This is a genomic window from Rhodococcus sp. PvR044, assembly GCF_040548995.1.
GTDB classification, from domain to species: domain Bacteria; phylum Actinomycetota; class Actinomycetes; order Mycobacteriales; family Mycobacteriaceae; genus Rhodococcus_G; species Rhodococcus_G oryzae.
Genome location: NZ_JBEPSX010000013.1, coordinates 120,745 through 137,228, shown reverse-complemented (window position 1 = coordinate 137,228; position 16,484 = coordinate 120,745). Strand labels below are relative to the sequence as shown.

Genomic DNA, 16,484 nt, shown 5'->3' with positions numbered 1-16,484 from the left:
AGCACGGTAACGTGTGCAGGTGACTGGTACTAATAGGCCGAGGACTTACCACAAAGAAGCTACGCGTCCACTGTGCGGTATCTGAAACAACACACGTTTTGTTTCAAGAACCGGAACGAATCCAAGATGATTTGGGTTTTGACCGTGTTCCGTGTGAAAATTTCACAGAGTTACGGCGGCCATAGCGGAGGGGAAACGCCCGGCCCCATTCCGAACCCGGAAGCTAAGCCCTCCAGCGCCGATGGTACTGCACTCGACAGGGTGTGGGAGAGTAGGACACCGCCGAACATAAATTGCGAATGCCTCGCATCACAGACTCGAAAGAGACTGCGATGCGAGGCATTTCGCATATCCGGGGCAGAAACACACACACGCCCCGCCGGCCACCGCCCCCGGCCACTCGCCGAGTGTGCACCTACCGACATACCTACTCGGCCGATGCCCCGACAACTGCACACTCGACGGCTCAGCTGGTGGTGGGATCGGCGAAGTCGACCTGCTCGTAGTGCTCGACGGTCGGGAAGGGGTCGTAGAAGTCGTGCAGCAGCGAGCGCCACTGCGCGTACTGCGGCGACTTCCTGAAGCCCTCGACGTGGTCTTCCAGGCTGTCCCACTCGACCAGCAGCAGGTACGTGCCGGGACGTTCCAGGCAGCGTGAGAGCGACAGCGTGCGGAACCCGGCCATGCTGGCGATGATCTGCTCGGCCCGACCGAAGGCGGCCTCGAATTCGGCGCTGCGACCGGACTTCACCTGCAGGAGGGCATGTTCGAGGATCACCACCGCATCCTCGCAGGTGCGTGGCTAGTCGTCGTAGAGACTTCCGAATTCGTGTGCTTCGACGAGACTCTTGGGTGCGGTCAGGCACCAGGCCTCGGTGACCAGTTCCAGCAGCTCGTCGGGTTCGATCTTCGCCAGCTGCACCACGACCCACCCGAACTGGTTGGTGGTGAACTGGACCTCGAAGACGTCGGGGCGCTCGGACACCAGCGCGATCTGCTCGTCGAGCGTCGTCTTGAGCCCCACCGTCTCCGTCTTCTCCCAGACATAGCCGAAGCCCTTGCCGTTGACCTTGAGCGAAACCCAGCTGCCGCCGCCCCCGCCGCTCTGCTCGGTCTCGGGCAGCGTGTCCAGCATTGTCAGGAACTCGTCGACAGTCACACCCATGCCCCACATGTACCAGAGCCCGCCGACAGTCGAGCGCGGGCGGGGGAGCCTCGCTACGGCGCTTGGCGGGCGGGGGTGGCCAGGCAGGTGGCGACATTGCGCCCGCGGAGGATCACGGAGTCGCCGAGCTCCCAGTGCCGGGACTCGTCGGTCCCGGCCCTCTGGACGGCGCGATCGGAGGCGACGAGCGCGCCGTCGATCGTCTTGGCCAGCTCGGACAGCCGGGCCGCCTCGTTCACCGGATCCCCGATGACCGTGTACTCGAAACGCTTGCGGGCGCCGATGTTTCCCGCGACGGCGGTGCCAGCCGCGACGCCGATCGCGGCGCTGCAGTCCGGCACCTCGACGATGAGCCGGGTGCGGATCGCGCGGGCGGCGGCGAGCGCGCTGCCCGCGGGGTCCTGGATCTCGACGGGCGCCCCGAAGATCGCGAGCGCGGCGTCGCCCTCGAACTTGTTGATCAGGCCCCCGTGCCGGTCCACCTCGTCGACCACGACATCGAAGAAGCGGTTGAGCAGGTCGACGACCTCCTTCGGCGGCCGGGATGCCGCGAGCTCGGTGGAGCCGACCAGGTCGATGAAGAACACCGCGATCTCGCGCTCCTCGCCGCCGAGCTCCGGATTGCGCTTGATGGCAGCCTCGGCCACCTCGTGTCCCACGTGCCTGCCGAAGAGCTCCTGGATCCGCTCGCGTTCGCGCAGGCCCTCCGCCATCCGGTTGAAGCCGCTCTGCAGCTCGCCGAGCTCGGTGCCGTCGTAGACCACCACCTGCGTGTCGAGCTCGCCGTGTTCGACCCGCACCATGGCGGCCCGGACCGCGCGGATGGGCGCGACGGTGGCGCCCACCCCGAGCAGGGTCAGCGCCAGCCCGAAGATCAGGGTGATGGCGCCGAGCGCGAGGATGGAGACCGCCAGCTTGTGCACGTCAACGTGCTCCGGGCGGATGAAGCTGAAGACCGCGATCAGCATCAGGCCGGCCACCGGCACCCCGGTGCCCAGGGTCCAGGCCAGCAGGTTGCGGCCGGTCACGCCCGCGATGCGCACCCGGCGCGGGTCGCCCGCCTCGAGGGCCCGCGCCGCCGCGGGCCGCAGCGAGAACTCGCTGAGCAGATAGCTGAATGCACAGACCGTGACCCCGCCCATGACGATGGTGAAGGCGACCTTGGGGATGGAGTCCGGTTCGATGAGCCCGTAGCTGAGCGTGAAGAGGACGAGACCGATGGACCAGAGCAGGGCCTGCATCCGGGTCAGGCGCCACGGCATCGCGAGCGCCGCCGCGGCCTCCTCCCTGGTCGGTTCCCGGTCCTCGATGGCCCACCGCAGGTCCCTCGTCGCGCGGAGGGTGCCCCACAGCACCCCGACCGCGACGGCCAGGGTGATGTAGACCGGCCCGATCACCGCGTTGACGACCAGGTAGTCGAGGTCGTAGAGGCTCGGGCCGGGCACGACCACGGTGATCAGGGCGCCGACCACGAGCGCACCGATCAGGTTGGACAGCACCAGGCTTGCGGTCAGCAGCACCTGGACGCGGATCCTGCGATGGCGCGCGCTCTCGTCCGGGGCGCCGAGCAGCCGCGAGCCCAGCGGCGCGATCGAGCGGAACGGGAGCGGCATGGTCGCTCCAGCGTAATGGGTTGACCACCCGGTGACCCGGCGTGGCGTGGCGGGTCACCGGCGCGCACCGATGGGTGCTCTAGGGTGTTCCGAGTGCGCCTCGTGATTGCCAGCTGCCATGTCGACTACGTCGGACGACTCACTGCACACCTGCCGAAGGCGCGCAGGCTCCTGCTGGTCAAATCCGACGGTTCGGTGAGCATCCATGCGGACGACCGTGCGTACAAGCCGCTGAACTGGATGAGCCCGCCGTGCTGGCTCGTCGAGAACGACGGCGAGGAGGGCACCCAGCTGTGGGTCGTGACCAACAAGGCCGGCGAGGAGCTGCGGATCACGATCCACGAGGTCGAGCACGACTCCTCGCACGAACTCGGCGTCGACCCGGGCCTGATCAAGGACGGGGTCGAGGCGCACCTGCAGGAACTGCTGGCCGAGCACGTCGAGACCCTCGGTTCGGGCTACACCCTGGTTCGGCGTGAGTACATGACGGCGATCGGTCCGGTGGACCTGCTCGTGCGGGACGCGGACGGTGCGTCTGTCGCCGTGGAGATCAAGCGCCGCGGCGAGATCGACGGTGTCGAACAGCTGACCCGCTACCTGGAACTGATGAACCGCGATCCGCTGCTCGCACCCGTGACCGGGGTGTTCGCCGCGCAGCAGATCAAGCCCCAGGCGCGGACCCTCGCCGAGGATCGCGGGATCCGCTGCCTGACACTCGATTACGACAAACTGCGGGGGACCGAGAGCACCGAGTTCCGGCTGTTCTGATCGAAACCTAGGCTGTAGTCATGCCCAGACGGAATCAGCGGCACCGGACCGAGCGGCCGGCGCCGGCCGGCGGCCGGGAGTCGCGGATCGATTCGGGGCCTGCGGGATACGACGACGAGCGGTATCTGGTGCGCCCGGTGCCGGGGTCGCGCGCCACCAAGACCTATCGCTGCCCCGGCTGTGATCACGAGATCCGGCCCGGTGTCCCGCACCTGGTGGCCTGGCCTGCGGACGAACTCGGCGGGGCCGAGGAACGCAGGCACTGGCACACCGGGTGCTGGAACGGGCGCGGGTCGCGGGGGATCACCCGACGTTGGTCTTGACCGACTCCTCGGACTTCTCCGACTTCTCCGACGCCTCGGGTGCGTCGTCTCCGTCGGTGTCCTCGTTCTCGGCCGGGGTGTTCCGTGCGGCGGAGTCGCCGACGCCGTCGAGCAGTTCGCCCTCGCGGTTGACGGAGGCGAGCATGGCGGGCACCGAATCGAGCTGTCCCCGAATTCCCAGGAGCTGAGCCAGGACCCGGCCGCGGAGCACGCGAAGCTCCTCGGCGAGCTCCTTCGCGTGGGCGATCCGCTTCTCGGCCTGCTCGGTCGCGGTCTGCAGTCGCCTTCGGGCCTCGTTGGTGGCGTCCGTGAGCCTGCGCTCGGCCTCGGCCTTGCTGGTGGCCTCGAGCTCGTTGACCGCGCTGACGACCTTGGTGCGGCGCTCGCTCATGGTGATCTCGAAGTCCTGCTGGACCTCGTTGCGCCGCGCCTCGGACTCGGTCTGGAGGTGAGCGACCTCGGACTGCGCCTTCTCGACGAGACGGGCGGCCTCGGTGCGCGCGGTCGCCATGGTCTGCGTGTGCTCGACCTCCATGGCGTTCCTGCGATCCTCGAGCTCGGCGAGCAGGCCCTCGTACTTGCCGCGCAGCGCGGCGCCGTCCTGCTCGGCGATGGACACCAACTCGGCGGCTTCGGACTGGGCCGTGGCCCGTACTTCCGAGGCCTCATCGGAGGCGAGGCGGAGCATCCGGGAGATGCGCTCGCTCATGCCCTCCGCGGTCGTCGGCGGAACGGACAGGCGGTCGACGTCCTTGCGCAGGTCGTCGATCTCGTCGCGGGCGTCCTCCAACTGCTGGGCGAGGTCCCTGGCTTGCGCCGCCGCCGCATCACGATCGGTCGCGGTGACCCGGAGTTCCGCGTCGAAGCGCTCGAAGTAGTTGCGTACCTCGTCGCGGTCGTAGCCCTTCCGCACGATGTTGAAGGGCAATTGGATCTCGTTGGGCATGGTCATAACTTACCGTCGCTCCGGTGGTGATGTGGTCTATGCGCTCGGGCGAACCACTGTGCTGAAAAGGGGGTGGCGCAGTATCAGTGTGCCGGGTCCGCGGCCGGCTCGACCAGCTCGACCAGCACGCCGCCCGCATCCTTGGGGTGCAGGAAGTTGATCCGCGAGTCCGCGGTGCCGCGGCGAGGGGCATCGTAGAGCAGCCGGACGCCGCCCGCGCGCAGGCGCTCGGAGATCGCGTCGAGGTCGCTGACCCGGTAGGCGAGCTGCTGCAGGCCGGGGCCGCTGCGGGCGATGAACTTGGCGATGGTCGAGTCGTCGTTGAGCGGGGCGAGCAGCTGGATCGCGGTGGCGCCCGCCGGGCTGCCGGGCACGGACAGCATGGCCTCGCGCACGCCCTGCTCCTCGTTGACCTCTTCGTGCGTGGACACGAGGCCGAGGTGCTCGCCGTACCAGGCGATGGCGGCGTCGAGATCGGGCACCGCGATGCCGACGTGGTCGATGGCCGTCACCAGGTCTGAAGCGAGTACGGACGCGGCGGCGTTGGGGGCGGAGTTCGTCATGTCGATGACGGTAGCGCTACCGTCTTTGTAGTTCTCTTTGGGATGTGACTTTTGGTCGCTGACCACCCGTGTTGATCGTTGGAGGAAGCCGTGAGCAGTTCAGTCATCGTCGCCGGAGCCCGGACCCCGGTTGGCCGTTTGCTCGGCTCGCTCAAGGATTTCTCGGGATCCGATCTGGGTGGAATCGCGATCAAGGGTGCCCTGGAGAAGGCGGGGGTCGCGCCCGAGGCCGTCGAGTACGTGATCATGGGCCAGGTGCTGACCGCGGGCGCCGGTCAGATGCCCGCCCGCCAGGCGGCCGTCGCGGCGGGCATCCCGATGGACGTGCCCGCCCTGTCGATCAACAAGGTGTGTCTCTCTGGTGTCGACGCGATCGCGCTGGCCGACCAGCTGATCCGCGCGGGCGAGTTCGACATCGTGGTCGCCGGTGGCCAGGAGTCGATGAGCCGCGCACCGCACATGCTGGAGAAGAGCCGTGAGGGCTTCAAGTACGGCGACGTGACCCTGCGCGACCACATGGCCTACGACGGCCTGCACGACATCTTCACCGACCAGCCGATGGGCAACCTGACCGAGCAGCGCAACCAGGCCGACGACCAGCTGATCAGCCGTCAGGCGCAGGACGCCTTCGCGGCCGCGTCGCACCAGAACGCGGCGCGGGCCTGGAAGGACGGGCTCTTCGAGGCGGAGGTCGTGCCCGTGTCGATCCCGCAGCGCAGGGGCGAGCCGGTCGTGTTCGCCGAGGACGAGGGCATCCGCGCCGACACCACCGTCGAATCGCTGGGCACGCTGCGACCCGCGTTCAGCAAGGACGGCACCGTCACCGCGGGCTCGGCCTCGCAGATCTCCGACGGCGCCGCCGCGGTGGTGGTGATGAGCAAGGCCAAGGCGCAGGAGCTGGGCCTGAGCTGGATCGCCGAGATCGGCGCGCACGGTGTGGTGGCCGGCCCCGACTCGACGCTCCAGTCGCAGCCGGCGCGCGCGATCGCGAAGGCCTGCGAGCGTGAGGGCATCGACCCGAAGGATCTGGACCTGGTGGAGATCAACGAGGCGTTCGCCGCCGTCGGCATCGCCTCGACCAAAGAACTGGGACTCGACGAGTCGAAGGTCAACGTGAACGGTGGGGCGATCGCGATCGGGCATCCGCTGGGGATGTCGGGCGCGCGGATCGCGCTGCACCTGGCGCTCGAGCTGGGCCGTCGCGGCGGTGGCGTCGGTGCGGCCGCGCTGTGCGGCGGCGGCGGTCAGGGTGACGCCCTGATCATCCGGGTTCCCAAGCAGTAGCCGAGGGCGGCGCCGCGACGCCCCGTGGTCGAGGTGGACGGCCTCAACTACGGGGCGTCGTAGTGCGTCGGGCACAATGGGGCCCATGGCGAACATCTTCGATCTCAGCACGTGGGCCAAGCGCTTCCGTTTCGTGGCGGTCCTGGAGCCGATCACCTGGCTCGGCCTGCTGATCGGCATGGCCTTCAAGTACCTGCCCGCAGACGGCAACGAGATCGGCGTGAAGGTCTTCGGGCCGATCCACGGTGCGGTGTTCGTGCTGTACGTCCTGGTGGCCATCGTCACGGCGAAGAAGCTCTCGTGGTCGCTGGTCACCACGTTCTTGGCGCTGGTCGCGAGCGTCCCGCCGTTCGGCACGATCGTGTTCGAGGCATGGGCCGTGCGCACCGGCCGTCTCGCCGAGCTCTCGGCCGAGAGCGCCAAGGAACCGGCACCCGCGCTGAGCTGAGCCGTCGATCGTGACAAACTGAACATGTGACTCGACCCGGTTCCCGCCCACCCTCACGTCCATCGGCCGCGGCGGCCGCCGCCATGACCGGCGCGGTGGATCTGTCCGCCCTCAAGGAACGAGCGCAGGCCGCGCCCGCAGGCCCGCCGACCGCGAACGGCGTGAGTGCCGCGTCCGCGGCGGTCGTCGAGGTGACCGAGGCCAATTTCGAGGCCGAGGTGCTCGCCCGCTCGACCCAGGTTCCCGTCGTCGTCGAGCTGTACGCGGCATCGATGCCTGCCAGCGCGGTGTTCTCCCCGGCCCTGGACTCGCTCGCCGCGGCGGGCAACGGGTCGTGGGTGCTCGCCCGGGTGAACGTCGACAGCGATCCCCGGATCGCGCAGGCGTTCGGCGTGCAGGCGCTGCCCGCCGTCGTCGCGGTCGCGGCCGGACGTCCGCTTGCGGACTTCGACGGCGATGAGCCGCAACTCGGACAGTGGATCGACGCCGTGCTGCAGGCGACCGCGGGCAAGCTCTCCGGCCCGCCGCAGTCCGAGGGTGAGGGCGAGCAGGAGGAGCCCGAGGATCCGCGGTTCGTCGCGGCGGAGACCGCACTGAGCGAGGGTGACCTGGCAGGCGCCGAGGCCGCATATCAGGTGATCCTCGACGAGGAGCCCGCGAACGTGCAGGCGCTCGGTGCGATCCGGCAGGTCCGGTTCATCGCCCGCGTGCAGGACCTCGACCCCGACGCCGTCGCGCGGGCCGACGCCGAGCCCGCCGACGTGGCCGCCCAGCTCGACGCGGCCGACATGGAGCTCTACAGCCAGCAGCCCGAGGCGGCCTTCGCCCGTCTCATCGAGACGATCCGCCGCACCGCGGGCGACGACCGGAACTCCGCTCGGACCCGACTGCTCGAGCTGTTCGAGCTGTTCGACCCCGCCGATCCGATCGTCATCGCCGCTCGTCGCAAGCTCGCGTCCGCCCTCTACTAGGCACTCCGCGCCTGTGCGCGAGTCTCACCCTGATCGGGGTGAGACTCGCGCACAGGCGAAGGAGCCGCATCACCCGTAGCGGTTCTCGCAGGCCTGTTCGCCGCCGAGGACTCCCGAGCGGAAGGCGTCCACCCGGGCGAACCCGCTCGGCACGGTGTTCCCGTTCACGTCGCTGGCCATCAGCCCGTCGTTCAGCAGCCCGGACACCGCCTCGTCGAGGTCGCCGGGGGACAGGGTCAGCCCACCCGCCTCGCCCACGGCGGTCGCCGCGGTCCACGCGCCGGACAGGCAGGCCGCCCGCACCGCGGTCTTGGCCTCGGTCAGCGACTTCTCGGCATGCGCCTGCGCGGCCAGCGTGAAGCGCGAGGCCACCAGGACATAGGCGCCGAAGTCGCCGCGCACGTCGGCGTCGAACTCGTCCCCCGACTCCGGGTTCGGGGTGCCGCGCTCGACCAGCTCGGGCATCGAGACGCCGATCGTGTTCGTCGCCGGGCAGTAGGAGACCGGTTGCGTGGTCTCCGCGTCCGGACACCCGGTGTCCGCCCCCGCGAAGTCGACGGCCGGCTTCCGCGGCAGGTCGAACAGCGCCTGCAGCGAGTCCACCGTCAGCTGCACGGACTCCTCGGTGACCGGCATCTCGCCGGTGTCACTCTCGGTGGTGAACTGCTGGGGCAGCTCGGCCTGCCGCGACAGCACGTCGGTCTCGTCGATCTTCGTGCAGGACTTGGCGCCGTCCGTGAAGCCGATCTGGAACGCGGTGATCCGCTCGAATGCCGAGCCGTGCACCGATTCCGGGTCGTTCGGGTCGCTGTCGCGCACCGCGACCATCGCCGCCATCACCGAGTTGAGCCCGTCGGAGGTGTTGAGGGTGAAGTGCCGGGAGTCGCCCTGCGCGACGTGCCGCATGTAGGCCCCGGCGAAGCAGTCCGCCTGCTGCTCGAGCACCAGCGTGAGGTCGTCGTCGCCAGCGAGCCCCGAGCCGTACTGGACCGCGTGCCCGTACTCGTGGGCCATGACCATCACCACGGACATCGGGCCGAAGGTCTCGATGAGCGAGGGCAGCAGCACGGTGCGGTCCCAGCCGATGGAGCCGTCGCGCGTGCAGTAGCCGGCGTTGGCGAATCCGTGGGTGTTGTCGCCGCAGAACGTGGGGGCCTGCGCCCGATCCGCGTCCGGGTCCCAGGAGAGCAGGTCGGTGACGGGCCTGAAGTCGCCGCCGAACACCCGGGGGTACTCGGACTGCCAGAAGGCCGCGATGTCGTCCACGGCATTGGTGGCCAGCACGTCGGCCGCCGAGCCGTCCGCGCCGCGAACCGGGAGCTGGGCGTCGGGCACGCCCTCGCGGGGGCCGCTGGGGCCGGAGGTCGCGGGCAGCCCCGCCACCGTGAAGGGATTGTCGTAGATCGACACGGCGCGTCCGTCGATCGCCCCGGAGCAGCCCGCGACGAGCGCGGCGAGGGTGACGAGCGAGGCGACCGCGAGCACGGATCGGTGGCGGCGCATCAGCCACGCTCCAGGCTCAGCCAGATGGCACCGTTCTTGGGCAGCGCGACCGACGCCGATGCGGGTCGCCCGTGCCAGGGCTGCAGGGTGGCGCTCACAGCTCCGAAGTTACCCATCCCGGCGCCGCGATAGGCGTCGGCATCGGTGTTGAGGATCTCGACCCACCGGCCGGGCTCGGGCAGGCCGACCCGGTATTCCGAGTGGGCCGAGCCGGAGAAGTTGAACAGGCACGCCACGATCGACCCGTCGGACCCGTACCGCAGGTAGCTGAGCACGTTGTTCTCGGTGTCGTTCGCGTCGATCCAGGAATAGCCGCCGGGGGAGTTGTCGAGCGTCCACAGCGCCGGGTGGCGTCGGTAGGTGGCGTTGAGATCGCGCACCAGCGCCAGGATCCCGCGGTGCAGCTCGCCGACGAATCCCTCGTCGAGCTGATGCCAGTCGAGCCCGCGCTCCTCCGACCACTCGGTGCGCTGGCCGTATTCCTGCCCCATGAACAGCAGCTGCTTGCCGGGGTGCGACCACATGTAGGCCAGCAGGGTGCGCAGACCGGCGGCCTTGGCGAAGTCGTCGCCCGGCATCCGGGTCCACAGCGTGCCCTTGCCGTGCACCACCTCGTCGTGGCTGATCGGCAGCAGGTAGCACTCGCTCCAGGCGTACATCAGCGAGAACGTGATCTCGTGGTGGTGGAAGCTGCGGTGCACCGGGTCCCGGCCGAGGTAGCCGAGGGTATCGTGCATCCAGCCCATGTTCCACTTCATGCTGAAGCCGAGGCCGCCGACGTTGGTGGTGCGGGTGACGCCCGGCCACGCGGTGGACTCCTCCGCGATGGTGACCACGCCGCGGTGCTGCCGGTGCACGGTCGCGTTCATCTCCTGCAGGAACGCCACGGCCTCCAGGTTCTCCCGCCCACCGTGGATGTTCGGTGTCCAGCCGCCCTCGGGTCGCGAGTAGTCGAGGTAGAGCATCGAGGCGACCGCGTCCACGCGCAGCCCGTCGATGTGGAACTCCTCGATCCAGAACAGCGCGTTGGCGACGAGGAAATTGCGCACCTCCCGCCGCCCGAAGTCGAAGACGTAGGTGCCCCAGTCCAATTGCTCGCCACGGTGGGGATCGGCGTGCTCGTAGAGCGGGCCGCCGTCGAACCGGGCCAGCGCCCAGTCGTCCTTCGGGAAGTGCGCGGGCACCCAGTCGACGATCACACCGACGCCTGCGAGGTGCATCTGGTCGACGAAGGCCCGGAAGTCGTCAGGGGAGCCGAAGCGGGCGGTCGGGGCGTAGTAGGAGGTGACCTGGTAGCCCCAGGATCCGCCGTACGGGTGCTCGGCCACCGGGAGCAGTTCGACATGGGTGAAGCCCTGCTCGACGACATAGGCGGACAGCTGGTCGGCGAGTTCGAGATAGCTCAGGCCGGGCCGCCAGGACCCCAGGTGCACCTCGTACACGCTCATCGGGGCCAGGTTCGGGTCGGTGCGCGCGCGGACGGCCATCCATTCGGCGTCGGCCCACCGGTGCGTGCTCACGCCGACCACGGAGGCCGTGCGCGGCGGCACCTCGGTGGCGAACGCCATCGGGTCGGCCTTCTCCCGGACGGAGCCGTCGCTGCCGTGCACCCGGAACTTGTACAGGTCGCCTGGCCCGACGCCGGGGACGAACAGCTCCCAGACCCCGCTGGACCCGAGCATGCGCATCGGCGCGGTCTGCCCGCCCCAGCCGTCGAAGTCGCCGATCACCGTGACGCCGCGCGCCGAGGGCGCCCACACCGCGAATGAGGTGCCTGCCACCTCCCCGTCCGGGGTCGTGTACCTCCGCGGGTGCGCGCCGAGGATCTCCCACAGCCGTTCGTGTCGGCCCTCGCCGAACAGGTGCAGGTCGAGTTCACCGAGGGTCGGCAGGAACCGGTACCCGTCCGCGGAGACGACGGTGTGTCCGCCGGGATACTCGACCACCAGCCGGTAGTCGATGAGGTCCTTGACGGGAACGACCGCGCTGAACAACCCGTCGGAGACCGGCTGCAGGGGGTGGTCGACGCCCCCGATGCGGGCCGACACCTCGCCCGCGTGGGGGCGCAGCGCCCGGATCACGGTGCCGCCGGGATGCGCGTGCGCACCGAGGACGGCGTGCGGGTTGTGGTGGGTTCCCTCGGCGAGCCGGGCGAGGTCGGCGGGTGGGGGCGCCGCGACCTGTGCGACCCGATCCGCGCTCATGTGCGTGGTGCGCGGTGGGCGAGGGGTAGCCGCGCGGGGTAGGGAACGGCGGGCAACGCGAGGATGTGGGCGACCGCGCGCCAGGGTTCGAGTCGGATGAAATTGGCCTGGCCCCAGTGGTACTGCTCGCCGCTGACCTCGTCGAGAACGGTCAGGTGGTCGTGCCAGTCGCGCCCGAGAGCGGGCATGTCGAGCCAGATGGTGCCCTGCTCCGCCCCGTACGGGTTGAGGTTCACGATCGTGAGCACGGCGTCGCCGGTGGTCGGGTCGAACTTCGAATACGCGATCAGCGCGTCGCTGTCGGTGTGGTGGAAGGTGATGTTGCGCAGCTGTTGCAGCGCGGGGTGGGCGCGGCGGATCCGGTTCAGGGTCGCCAGCCAGGGCTCCAGCGACTCACGGCGGGCGCGGGCGCCGTCGAAGTCGCGGGGGCGCAGCTCGTACTTCTCGGAGTCGAGGTACTCCTCGCTGCCCGGTCGCAGCGGAACATGTTCGTACAGTTCGTATCCGGAGTAGACGCCCCAGGTCGGCGACAGGGTCGCGGCCAGTGCGGCGCGCAGCGCGAACATGCCGGGGCCCCCCTGCTGCAGGCTCTCGTGCAGGATGTCCGGCGTGTTGACGAACAGGTTGGGCCTGGCCTCGTCGGCCTTGGCGGCGATCTCCAGTCCGAACTCGGTGAGTTCGTGCTTGTTCACCCGCCAGGTGAAGTAGGTGTAGGACTGGGTGAACCCGCGCTTGGCCAGGCCGTACATCCGGGCGGGCCGGGTGAAGGCCTCGGAGAGGAACAGCACGTCCGGATCGGAACGCTTCACCTCCGCGATCAGCCACTCCCAGAAGTCCGGTGGCTTGGTGTGCGGATTGTCGACCCGAAAGATCTTGACACCGTTCTTGATCCAGAACCGCACCACCCGCAGCACCTCGGCGTAGATGCCCTCGGGGTCGTCGTCGAAGTTGACCGGGTAGATGTCCTGGTACTTCTTCGGCGGGTTCTCGGCGTAGGCGATGGTGTCGTCGGGCAACACCGTGAACCACTCCGGATGCTGCTGCGCCCACGGGTGATCGGGCGCGCACTGCAGGGCGAGGTCGAGCGCGACCTCGAGCCGCAGCCGGCGGGCCCTTGCGACGAAGTTCCTGAAGTCCTTGATGGTGCCGAGGCGGGGGTGCACGGCGTCGTGGCCGCCCTCCTCCGCGCCGATCGCCCACGGCGATCCGACATCGTCGGGCCCCGGCGTCAGCGAGTTGTTCGGGCCCTTGCGGTTCACCCGGCCGATCGGGTGGATCGGGGGCAGGTAGACCACGTCGAAGCCCATCGCGGCGATGCGCGGGAGGTCGTCCGCCGCCGTCGCGAAGGTGCCGTGCCTGGGCGTGCCGTCGGGGGCACGGCCGCCGGTCGAGCGGGGGAAGAACTCGTACCAGGCGCCGACGAGCGCGCGCTTGCGGTCGACCCACACCGGGATGGTGCGGCCCTTGGTGACGAGGTCCCGCAGCGGGTACGCCCGCAGCAGCTCGGCGATGTCGGCCGCGAAGGCGGGAGCGACCCGGGCGGGTAGCTGCTGATCGCTGCGCAGTGCGTCGGCGACCGCGGCGCATCGCGGGCGGTCCCCGCGCGGCACCGCCTTGGCGGCCCGCTCGAACAGGCGGGCGCCGATCTCGAGATCGTTGGCCAGATCGGCGGCGCCCTGACCGACCGACAGCTTGGCCTCCACATTGTGCCGCCAGGTGGAGACCGGATCGCCCCAGCCCTCGACCCGGAAGCTCCACGCCCCGACGCTCGTGGGCGTGAACACGGCCGCGAATGTGTCCGGTAACGGGCCGGGGGACATCGGGATCCGAATGGTGGTGTTCGACTCCGGCCCGCGCACGGCGAGGGTCGCCGCAACCGCGTCGTGCCCCTCGCGCCACACCGTCGCCGACACCGGGAAGGTCTCGCCGACGACCGCCTTCGCGGGGTGGCGTCCCCCCGAGATCTCGGGGGCGACGTCGTCGATGCCTATCCGCCCGGTCATGGATTAGACCTTACGGGTAGTTGTACGGGAAGCGCTGGCCGAATCTCGCGTCCCGCGCAACACGCCCCCGGCGGCCGGAATGGGTAGTCTTCGCAGGGTGAAAGCCTTGCGTCGGTTCACCGTCCGTGCCCACCTCCCCGCCAGGCTGGCCGCCCTCGAGCAGCTGTCGACGAACCTGCGCTGGTCCTGGCATCCCGAGACCCAGGATCTGTTCGGCCGGATGGACCCCGCGCTGTGGACGCAGGTCCGCCACGACCCGATCCGGATGCTCGGCGAGGTCTCGCCCGCCCGCCTGGACGAACTGGCGGTCGACGACGACTTCGTCGCCGAGCTCGACCGGCTCGAGCAGGACCTGGACACCTACCTCGGCCAACCGCGCTGGTACCAGAACCAGCAGGCGAAGGGCGCCGACCTGGCCGGCGGGATCGCCTACTTCTCAATGGAGTTCGGCGTCAGCGAGGTGCTCCCGAACTACTCGGGCGGGCTCGGGATCCTGGCAGGCGACCACCTCAAGGCCGCCTCGGACCTCGGGGTTCCGCTGATCGGTGTCGGCCTCCTCTACCGGTCCGGCTACTTCCGTCAGTCGCTGACGGCCGACGGCTGGCAGGCGGAGCACTATCCCTCGCTTGACCCGCAGGGCCTGCCGCTGCGGCTGCTCACCGAGCCCGACTCGGGGGCGCCGGTGCTGTTGCGGGTCGCGATGCCGGGCAACCGGGTGCTCCGGGCCCGGGTGTGGATCGCCCAGGTGGGGCGGGTTCCGCTGTTGCTGCTCGACTCCGACATCGCAGAGAACGACCCGGAGCTGCGCGGGGTGACCGACCGGCTGTACGGCGGCGACCAGGACCATCGGATCAAGCAGGAGATCCTCGCAGGCATCGGCGGAGTGCGCGCGGTGCGCGCGTACACCCATTCGCTCGGGCTCGCCGATCCCGAGGTCTTCCACATGAACGAGGGCCACGCGGGTTTCCTCGGGGTGGAACGGATTCGGGAGCTGATCACCGGGTCCGGCCTGGACTTCGACTCCGCGCTCGCCGCGGTGCGGGCGGCCACCGTGTTCACCACGCACACCCCGGTGCCCGCGGGCATCGACCGGTTCCCCGCCGATCTCGTCCGGCACTACTTCGGTGGGGTCGGCGGCGAGAACGAGTCCGCCCTGCTGCCCGGTCTGACGGTGGACCGGATCATCGACCTCGGCCGCGAGAACGACCCGTCGGTGTTCAACATGGCCCACATGGGACTGCGGCTGGGTCAGCGTGCCAACGGCGTCTCGAAGCTGCACGGGATCGTCAGCCGGGAGATGTTCAACGGCCTGTGGCCGGGATTCGATGCCGCCGAGGTCCCGATCGGCTCGGTGACCAACGGCGTGCACGCCCCGACCTGGGCCGCGAGGGAATGGATGGACCTGGCCCGCCGCGCGGTGGGACCCGAGCTGGTCGAGGAGGCGCGCGGCTGGGAGCGGCTACAGGAGATCGCGCCCGCCGACCTGTGGTCGACCCGCAACACGCTGCGCGAGCAGCTGGTGCAGGAGGTCCGCAGGAGGGTGCGGGCATCGTGGCTCGAGCGCGGCGCCACCGACGCCGAACTCGGTTGGGTTTCGGGTGTTTTCGATCCCGAGGTGCTGACCGTCGGCTTTGCCCGCCGGGTCCCGACCTACAAGCGGCTGACCCTGATGCTGCGTGATCCGGACCGGCTGCGGGCGATGCTGCTCGACCCCGACCGGCCGGTGCAGCTGGTGGTGGCGGGCAAGAGCCACCCGGCCGACGAGGGCGGCAAGGCGCTGATCCAGCAGGTGGTGCGCTTCGCGGACGAGGCCGATGTCCGGCACCGGATCGTGTTCCTGCCCGACTACGACATGTCCATGGCTCGGTACCTGTACTGGGGCTGCGACGTGTGGCTGAACAACCCGCTGCGGCCGCTGGAGGCCTGCGGCACGTCGGGGATGAAGTCGGCGCTCAACGGCGGGCTGAACCTGTCCATCCGCGACGGCTGGTGGGACGAGATGTTCGACGGCGAGAACGGCTGGGAGATCCCCACCGCGGACGGCGTGACCGACGAGGTGCGCCGCGACGACCTCGAGGCGGGCGCGATGTACGGGCTGCTGGAGCGGTCGGTGCTGCCGAAGTTCTACGACCGCGACGCGGACGGGGTGCCTGCCCGCTGGGTGCAGATGGTCCGCCACACCCTGCAGCACCTGGGCCCGAAGGTGTTGGCGTCGAGGATGGTTCGCGACTACGCCGTCGACTACTACGCACCTGCCGCCCGGTCCGCGCGGGCCGTGGTCGCGGACGGTTTCGCGGCGGCGCGGCAGATCGCGGAGTACCGCGGCCGCGTCGAGGCGGCCTGGCCCGACGTGCAGGTGGTTCAGGTCGACAGCTCCGGGCTGCCGGACACCCCGGTGATCGGTGCGGACCTGTCGCTGCGCGCGTACGTGCGGCTCGCCGGTCTCGCCGTCGCCGAGGTCACCGTGCAGGCGGTGCTCGGCCGGGTGGGGGCTGACGAGGAACTGAGCGATGTGGTCACCGTGCCGATGCGGCACGCGGGTTCGGACGAGCTCGGCGAGCTGTTCGTCGCCGACACCACGGTCCCGCACTCCGGGGCGGTCGGCTACACGGTGCGGGTGCTGCCACACCACCCGTTGCTTGCCTCCGACGCCGAACCGGGCCTGCTGGCGGTGCCGCACCTGTAGGCGGACC

The 16,484-nt window shown here is 69.8% G+C and carries 14 protein-coding genes and 1 rRNA gene; 7 read left to right on the top strand and 8 right to left on the bottom strand.

Annotation, left to right across the window (positions count from 1 at the left end; genetic code table 11):
- The first annotated feature begins 171 nt into the window (after positions 1 to 171).
- Positions 172 to 288 (top strand): 5S ribosomal RNA (rrf, locus tag ABIC28_RS24150).
- Positions 289 to 466: 178 nt separating this feature from the next.
- Here the strand turns inward: rrf and ABIC28_RS24145 are convergent.
- Genes ABIC28_RS24145 through ABIC28_RS24135 form a run of 3 tightly spaced genes read right to left on the bottom strand, consistent with a single transcriptional unit; the run spans position 467 to position 2,778 of the window.
- A complete protein-coding gene (locus tag ABIC28_RS24145; RefSeq protein ID WP_097211566.1) occupies positions 467 to 778 on the bottom strand; it encodes an antibiotic biosynthesis monooxygenase family protein in 312 nt (103 codons plus the stop codon).
- A gap of 24 nt (positions 779 to 802) precedes the next feature.
- Positions 803 to 1,165, bottom strand: coding sequence for an MmcQ/YjbR family DNA-binding protein (locus ABIC28_RS24140; RefSeq protein WP_097211525.1), 363 nt, complete (start codon positions 1,163 to 1,165; stop codon positions 803 to 805).
- A gap of 53 nt (positions 1,166 to 1,218) precedes the next feature.
- Positions 1,219 to 2,778: an adenylate/guanylate cyclase domain-containing protein gene (locus tag ABIC28_RS24135; RefSeq protein WP_354581215.1), complete on the bottom strand. Its 1,560-nt coding sequence runs from the start codon at positions 2,776 to 2,778 to the stop codon at positions 1,219 to 1,221.
- A 93-nt stretch (positions 2,779 to 2,871) separates the two neighbouring features.
- Between ABIC28_RS24135 and nucS the strand changes: the two genes are divergently transcribed.
- On the top strand, positions 2,872 to 3,546 hold the full coding sequence (nucS, locus tag ABIC28_RS24130; RefSeq protein ID WP_209926950.1) for an endonuclease NucS: 675 nt from the start codon (positions 2,872 to 2,874) through the stop codon (positions 3,544 to 3,546).
- Between the two features lie 20 nt (positions 3,547 to 3,566).
- The gene (locus ABIC28_RS24125) at positions 3,567 to 3,869 is read left to right on the top strand and encodes an Rv1322 family protein (RefSeq protein WP_097211522.1); all 303 of its coding nucleotides are present in this window, start codon (positions 3,567 to 3,569) and stop codon (positions 3,867 to 3,869) included.
- Here ABIC28_RS24125 and ABIC28_RS24120 read toward each other — a convergent pair.
- Entirely contained in the window at positions 3,850 to 4,815 is a 966-nt protein-coding gene (locus ABIC28_RS24120) for a coiled-coil domain-containing protein (protein ID WP_245220995.1), read from the bottom strand. The two genes, ABIC28_RS24125 and ABIC28_RS24120, sit on opposite strands and share 20 nt — an antisense overlap.
- A gap of 83 nt (positions 4,816 to 4,898) precedes the next feature.
- Positions 4,899 to 5,378 (bottom strand): methylmalonyl-CoA epimerase, encoded by a 480-nt coding sequence (gene mce, locus ABIC28_RS24115; RefSeq protein ID WP_077042211.1) that lies wholly within the window; start codon positions 5,376 to 5,378, stop codon positions 4,899 to 4,901.
- Between the two features lie 90 nt (positions 5,379 to 5,468).
- Here mce and ABIC28_RS24110 point away from each other — a divergent pair, with 90 nt between their 5' ends.
- The 3 genes from ABIC28_RS24110 (at position 5,469) to ABIC28_RS24100 (ending at position 8,081) form a co-directional block, all read left to right on the top strand.
- Positions 5,469 to 6,662 carry an acetyl-CoA C-acetyltransferase gene (locus ABIC28_RS24110; RefSeq protein ID WP_354581211.1) on the top strand — a complete coding sequence of 398 codons (1,194 nt, stop codon included), beginning with the start codon at positions 5,469 to 5,471 and terminating at the stop codon, positions 6,660 to 6,662.
- Between the two features lie 85 nt (positions 6,663 to 6,747).
- Positions 6,748 to 7,110 carry a DUF3817 domain-containing protein gene (locus ABIC28_RS24105; RefSeq protein ID WP_502945067.1) on the top strand — a complete coding sequence of 121 codons (363 nt, stop codon included), beginning with the start codon at positions 6,748 to 6,750 and terminating at the stop codon, positions 7,108 to 7,110.
- Between the two features lie 83 nt (positions 7,111 to 7,193).
- Positions 7,194 to 8,081 (top strand): tetratricopeptide repeat protein, encoded by an 888-nt coding sequence (locus ABIC28_RS24100; RefSeq protein ID WP_354581221.1) that lies wholly within the window; start codon positions 7,194 to 7,196, stop codon positions 8,079 to 8,081.
- Positions 8,082 to 8,150: 69 nt separating this feature from the next.
- Here ABIC28_RS24100 and ABIC28_RS24095 read toward each other — a convergent pair whose 3' ends face one another.
- The 3 genes from ABIC28_RS24095 to ABIC28_RS24085 are packed head-to-tail and all read right to left on the bottom strand — an operon-like array spanning position 8,151 to position 13,791.
- Positions 8,151 to 9,584 (bottom strand): neutral zinc metallopeptidase, encoded by a 1,434-nt coding sequence (locus ABIC28_RS24095; RefSeq protein WP_280923542.1) that lies wholly within the window; start codon positions 9,582 to 9,584, stop codon positions 8,151 to 8,153.
- Positions 9,584 to 11,788: a 1,4-alpha-glucan branching protein GlgB gene (gene glgB / locus ABIC28_RS24090; RefSeq protein WP_097211517.1), complete on the bottom strand. Its 2,205-nt coding sequence runs from the start codon at positions 11,786 to 11,788 to the stop codon at positions 9,584 to 9,586. The genes ABIC28_RS24095 and glgB overlap by 1 nt, the downstream gene beginning before the upstream one ends.
- The gene (locus ABIC28_RS24085; protein WP_097211516.1) at positions 11,785 to 13,791 is read right to left on the bottom strand and encodes an alpha-1,4-glucan--maltose-1-phosphate maltosyltransferase; all 2,007 of its coding nucleotides are present in this window, start codon (positions 13,789 to 13,791) and stop codon (positions 11,785 to 11,787) included. Before ABIC28_RS24085 ends, glgB begins: the two co-directional genes overlap by 4 nt.
- A gap of 97 nt (positions 13,792 to 13,888) precedes the next feature.
- On the opposite strand from ABIC28_RS24085, the gene glgP reads away from it, so the two are divergent.
- On the top strand, positions 13,889 to 16,477 hold the full coding sequence (glgP, locus tag ABIC28_RS24080) for an alpha-glucan family phosphorylase (RefSeq protein WP_209926944.1): 2,589 nt from the start codon (positions 13,889 to 13,891) through the stop codon (positions 16,475 to 16,477).
- Positions 16,478 to 16,484 lie beyond the last annotated feature (7 nt).

Excerpts from the sequence above, each read along its gene's own strand:
- ABIC28_RS24140 (WP_097211525.1), bottom strand. The coding sequence starts at position 1,165 with ATGGGTGTGACTGTCGACGAGTTCCTGACAATGCTGGACACGCTGCCC.
- ABIC28_RS24135 (WP_354581215.1), bottom strand. The coding sequence starts at position 2,778 with ATGCCGCTCCCGTTCCGCTCGATCGCGCCGCTGGGCTCGCGGCTGCTC.
- ABIC28_RS24125 (WP_097211522.1), top strand. The coding sequence starts at position 3,567 with ATGCCCAGACGGAATCAGCGGCACCGGACCGAGCGGCCGGCGCCGGCC.
- ABIC28_RS24120 (WP_245220995.1), bottom strand. The coding sequence starts at position 4,815 with ATGCCCAACGAGATCCAATTGCCCTTCAACATCGTGCGGAAGGGCTAC.
- mce (WP_077042211.1), bottom strand. The coding sequence starts at position 5,378 with ATGACGAACTCCGCCCCCAACGCCGCCGCGTCCGTACTCGCTTCAGAC.
- ABIC28_RS24105 (WP_502945067.1), top strand. The coding sequence starts at position 6,748 with ATGGCGAACATCTTCGATCTCAGCACGTGGGCCAAGCGCTTCCGTTTC.
- ABIC28_RS24100 (WP_354581221.1), top strand. The coding sequence starts at position 7,194 with ATGACCGGCGCGGTGGATCTGTCCGCCCTCAAGGAACGAGCGCAGGCC.
- ABIC28_RS24095 (WP_280923542.1), bottom strand. The coding sequence starts at position 9,584 with ATGCGCCGCCACCGATCCGTGCTCGCGGTCGCCTCGCTCGTCACCCTC.
- glgB (WP_097211517.1), bottom strand. The coding sequence starts at position 11,788 with ATGAGCGCGGATCGGGTCGCACAGGTCGCGGCGCCCCCACCCGCCGAC.
- ABIC28_RS24085 (WP_097211516.1), bottom strand. The coding sequence starts at position 13,791 with ATGACCGGGCGGATAGGCATCGACGACGTCGCCCCCGAGATCTCGGGG.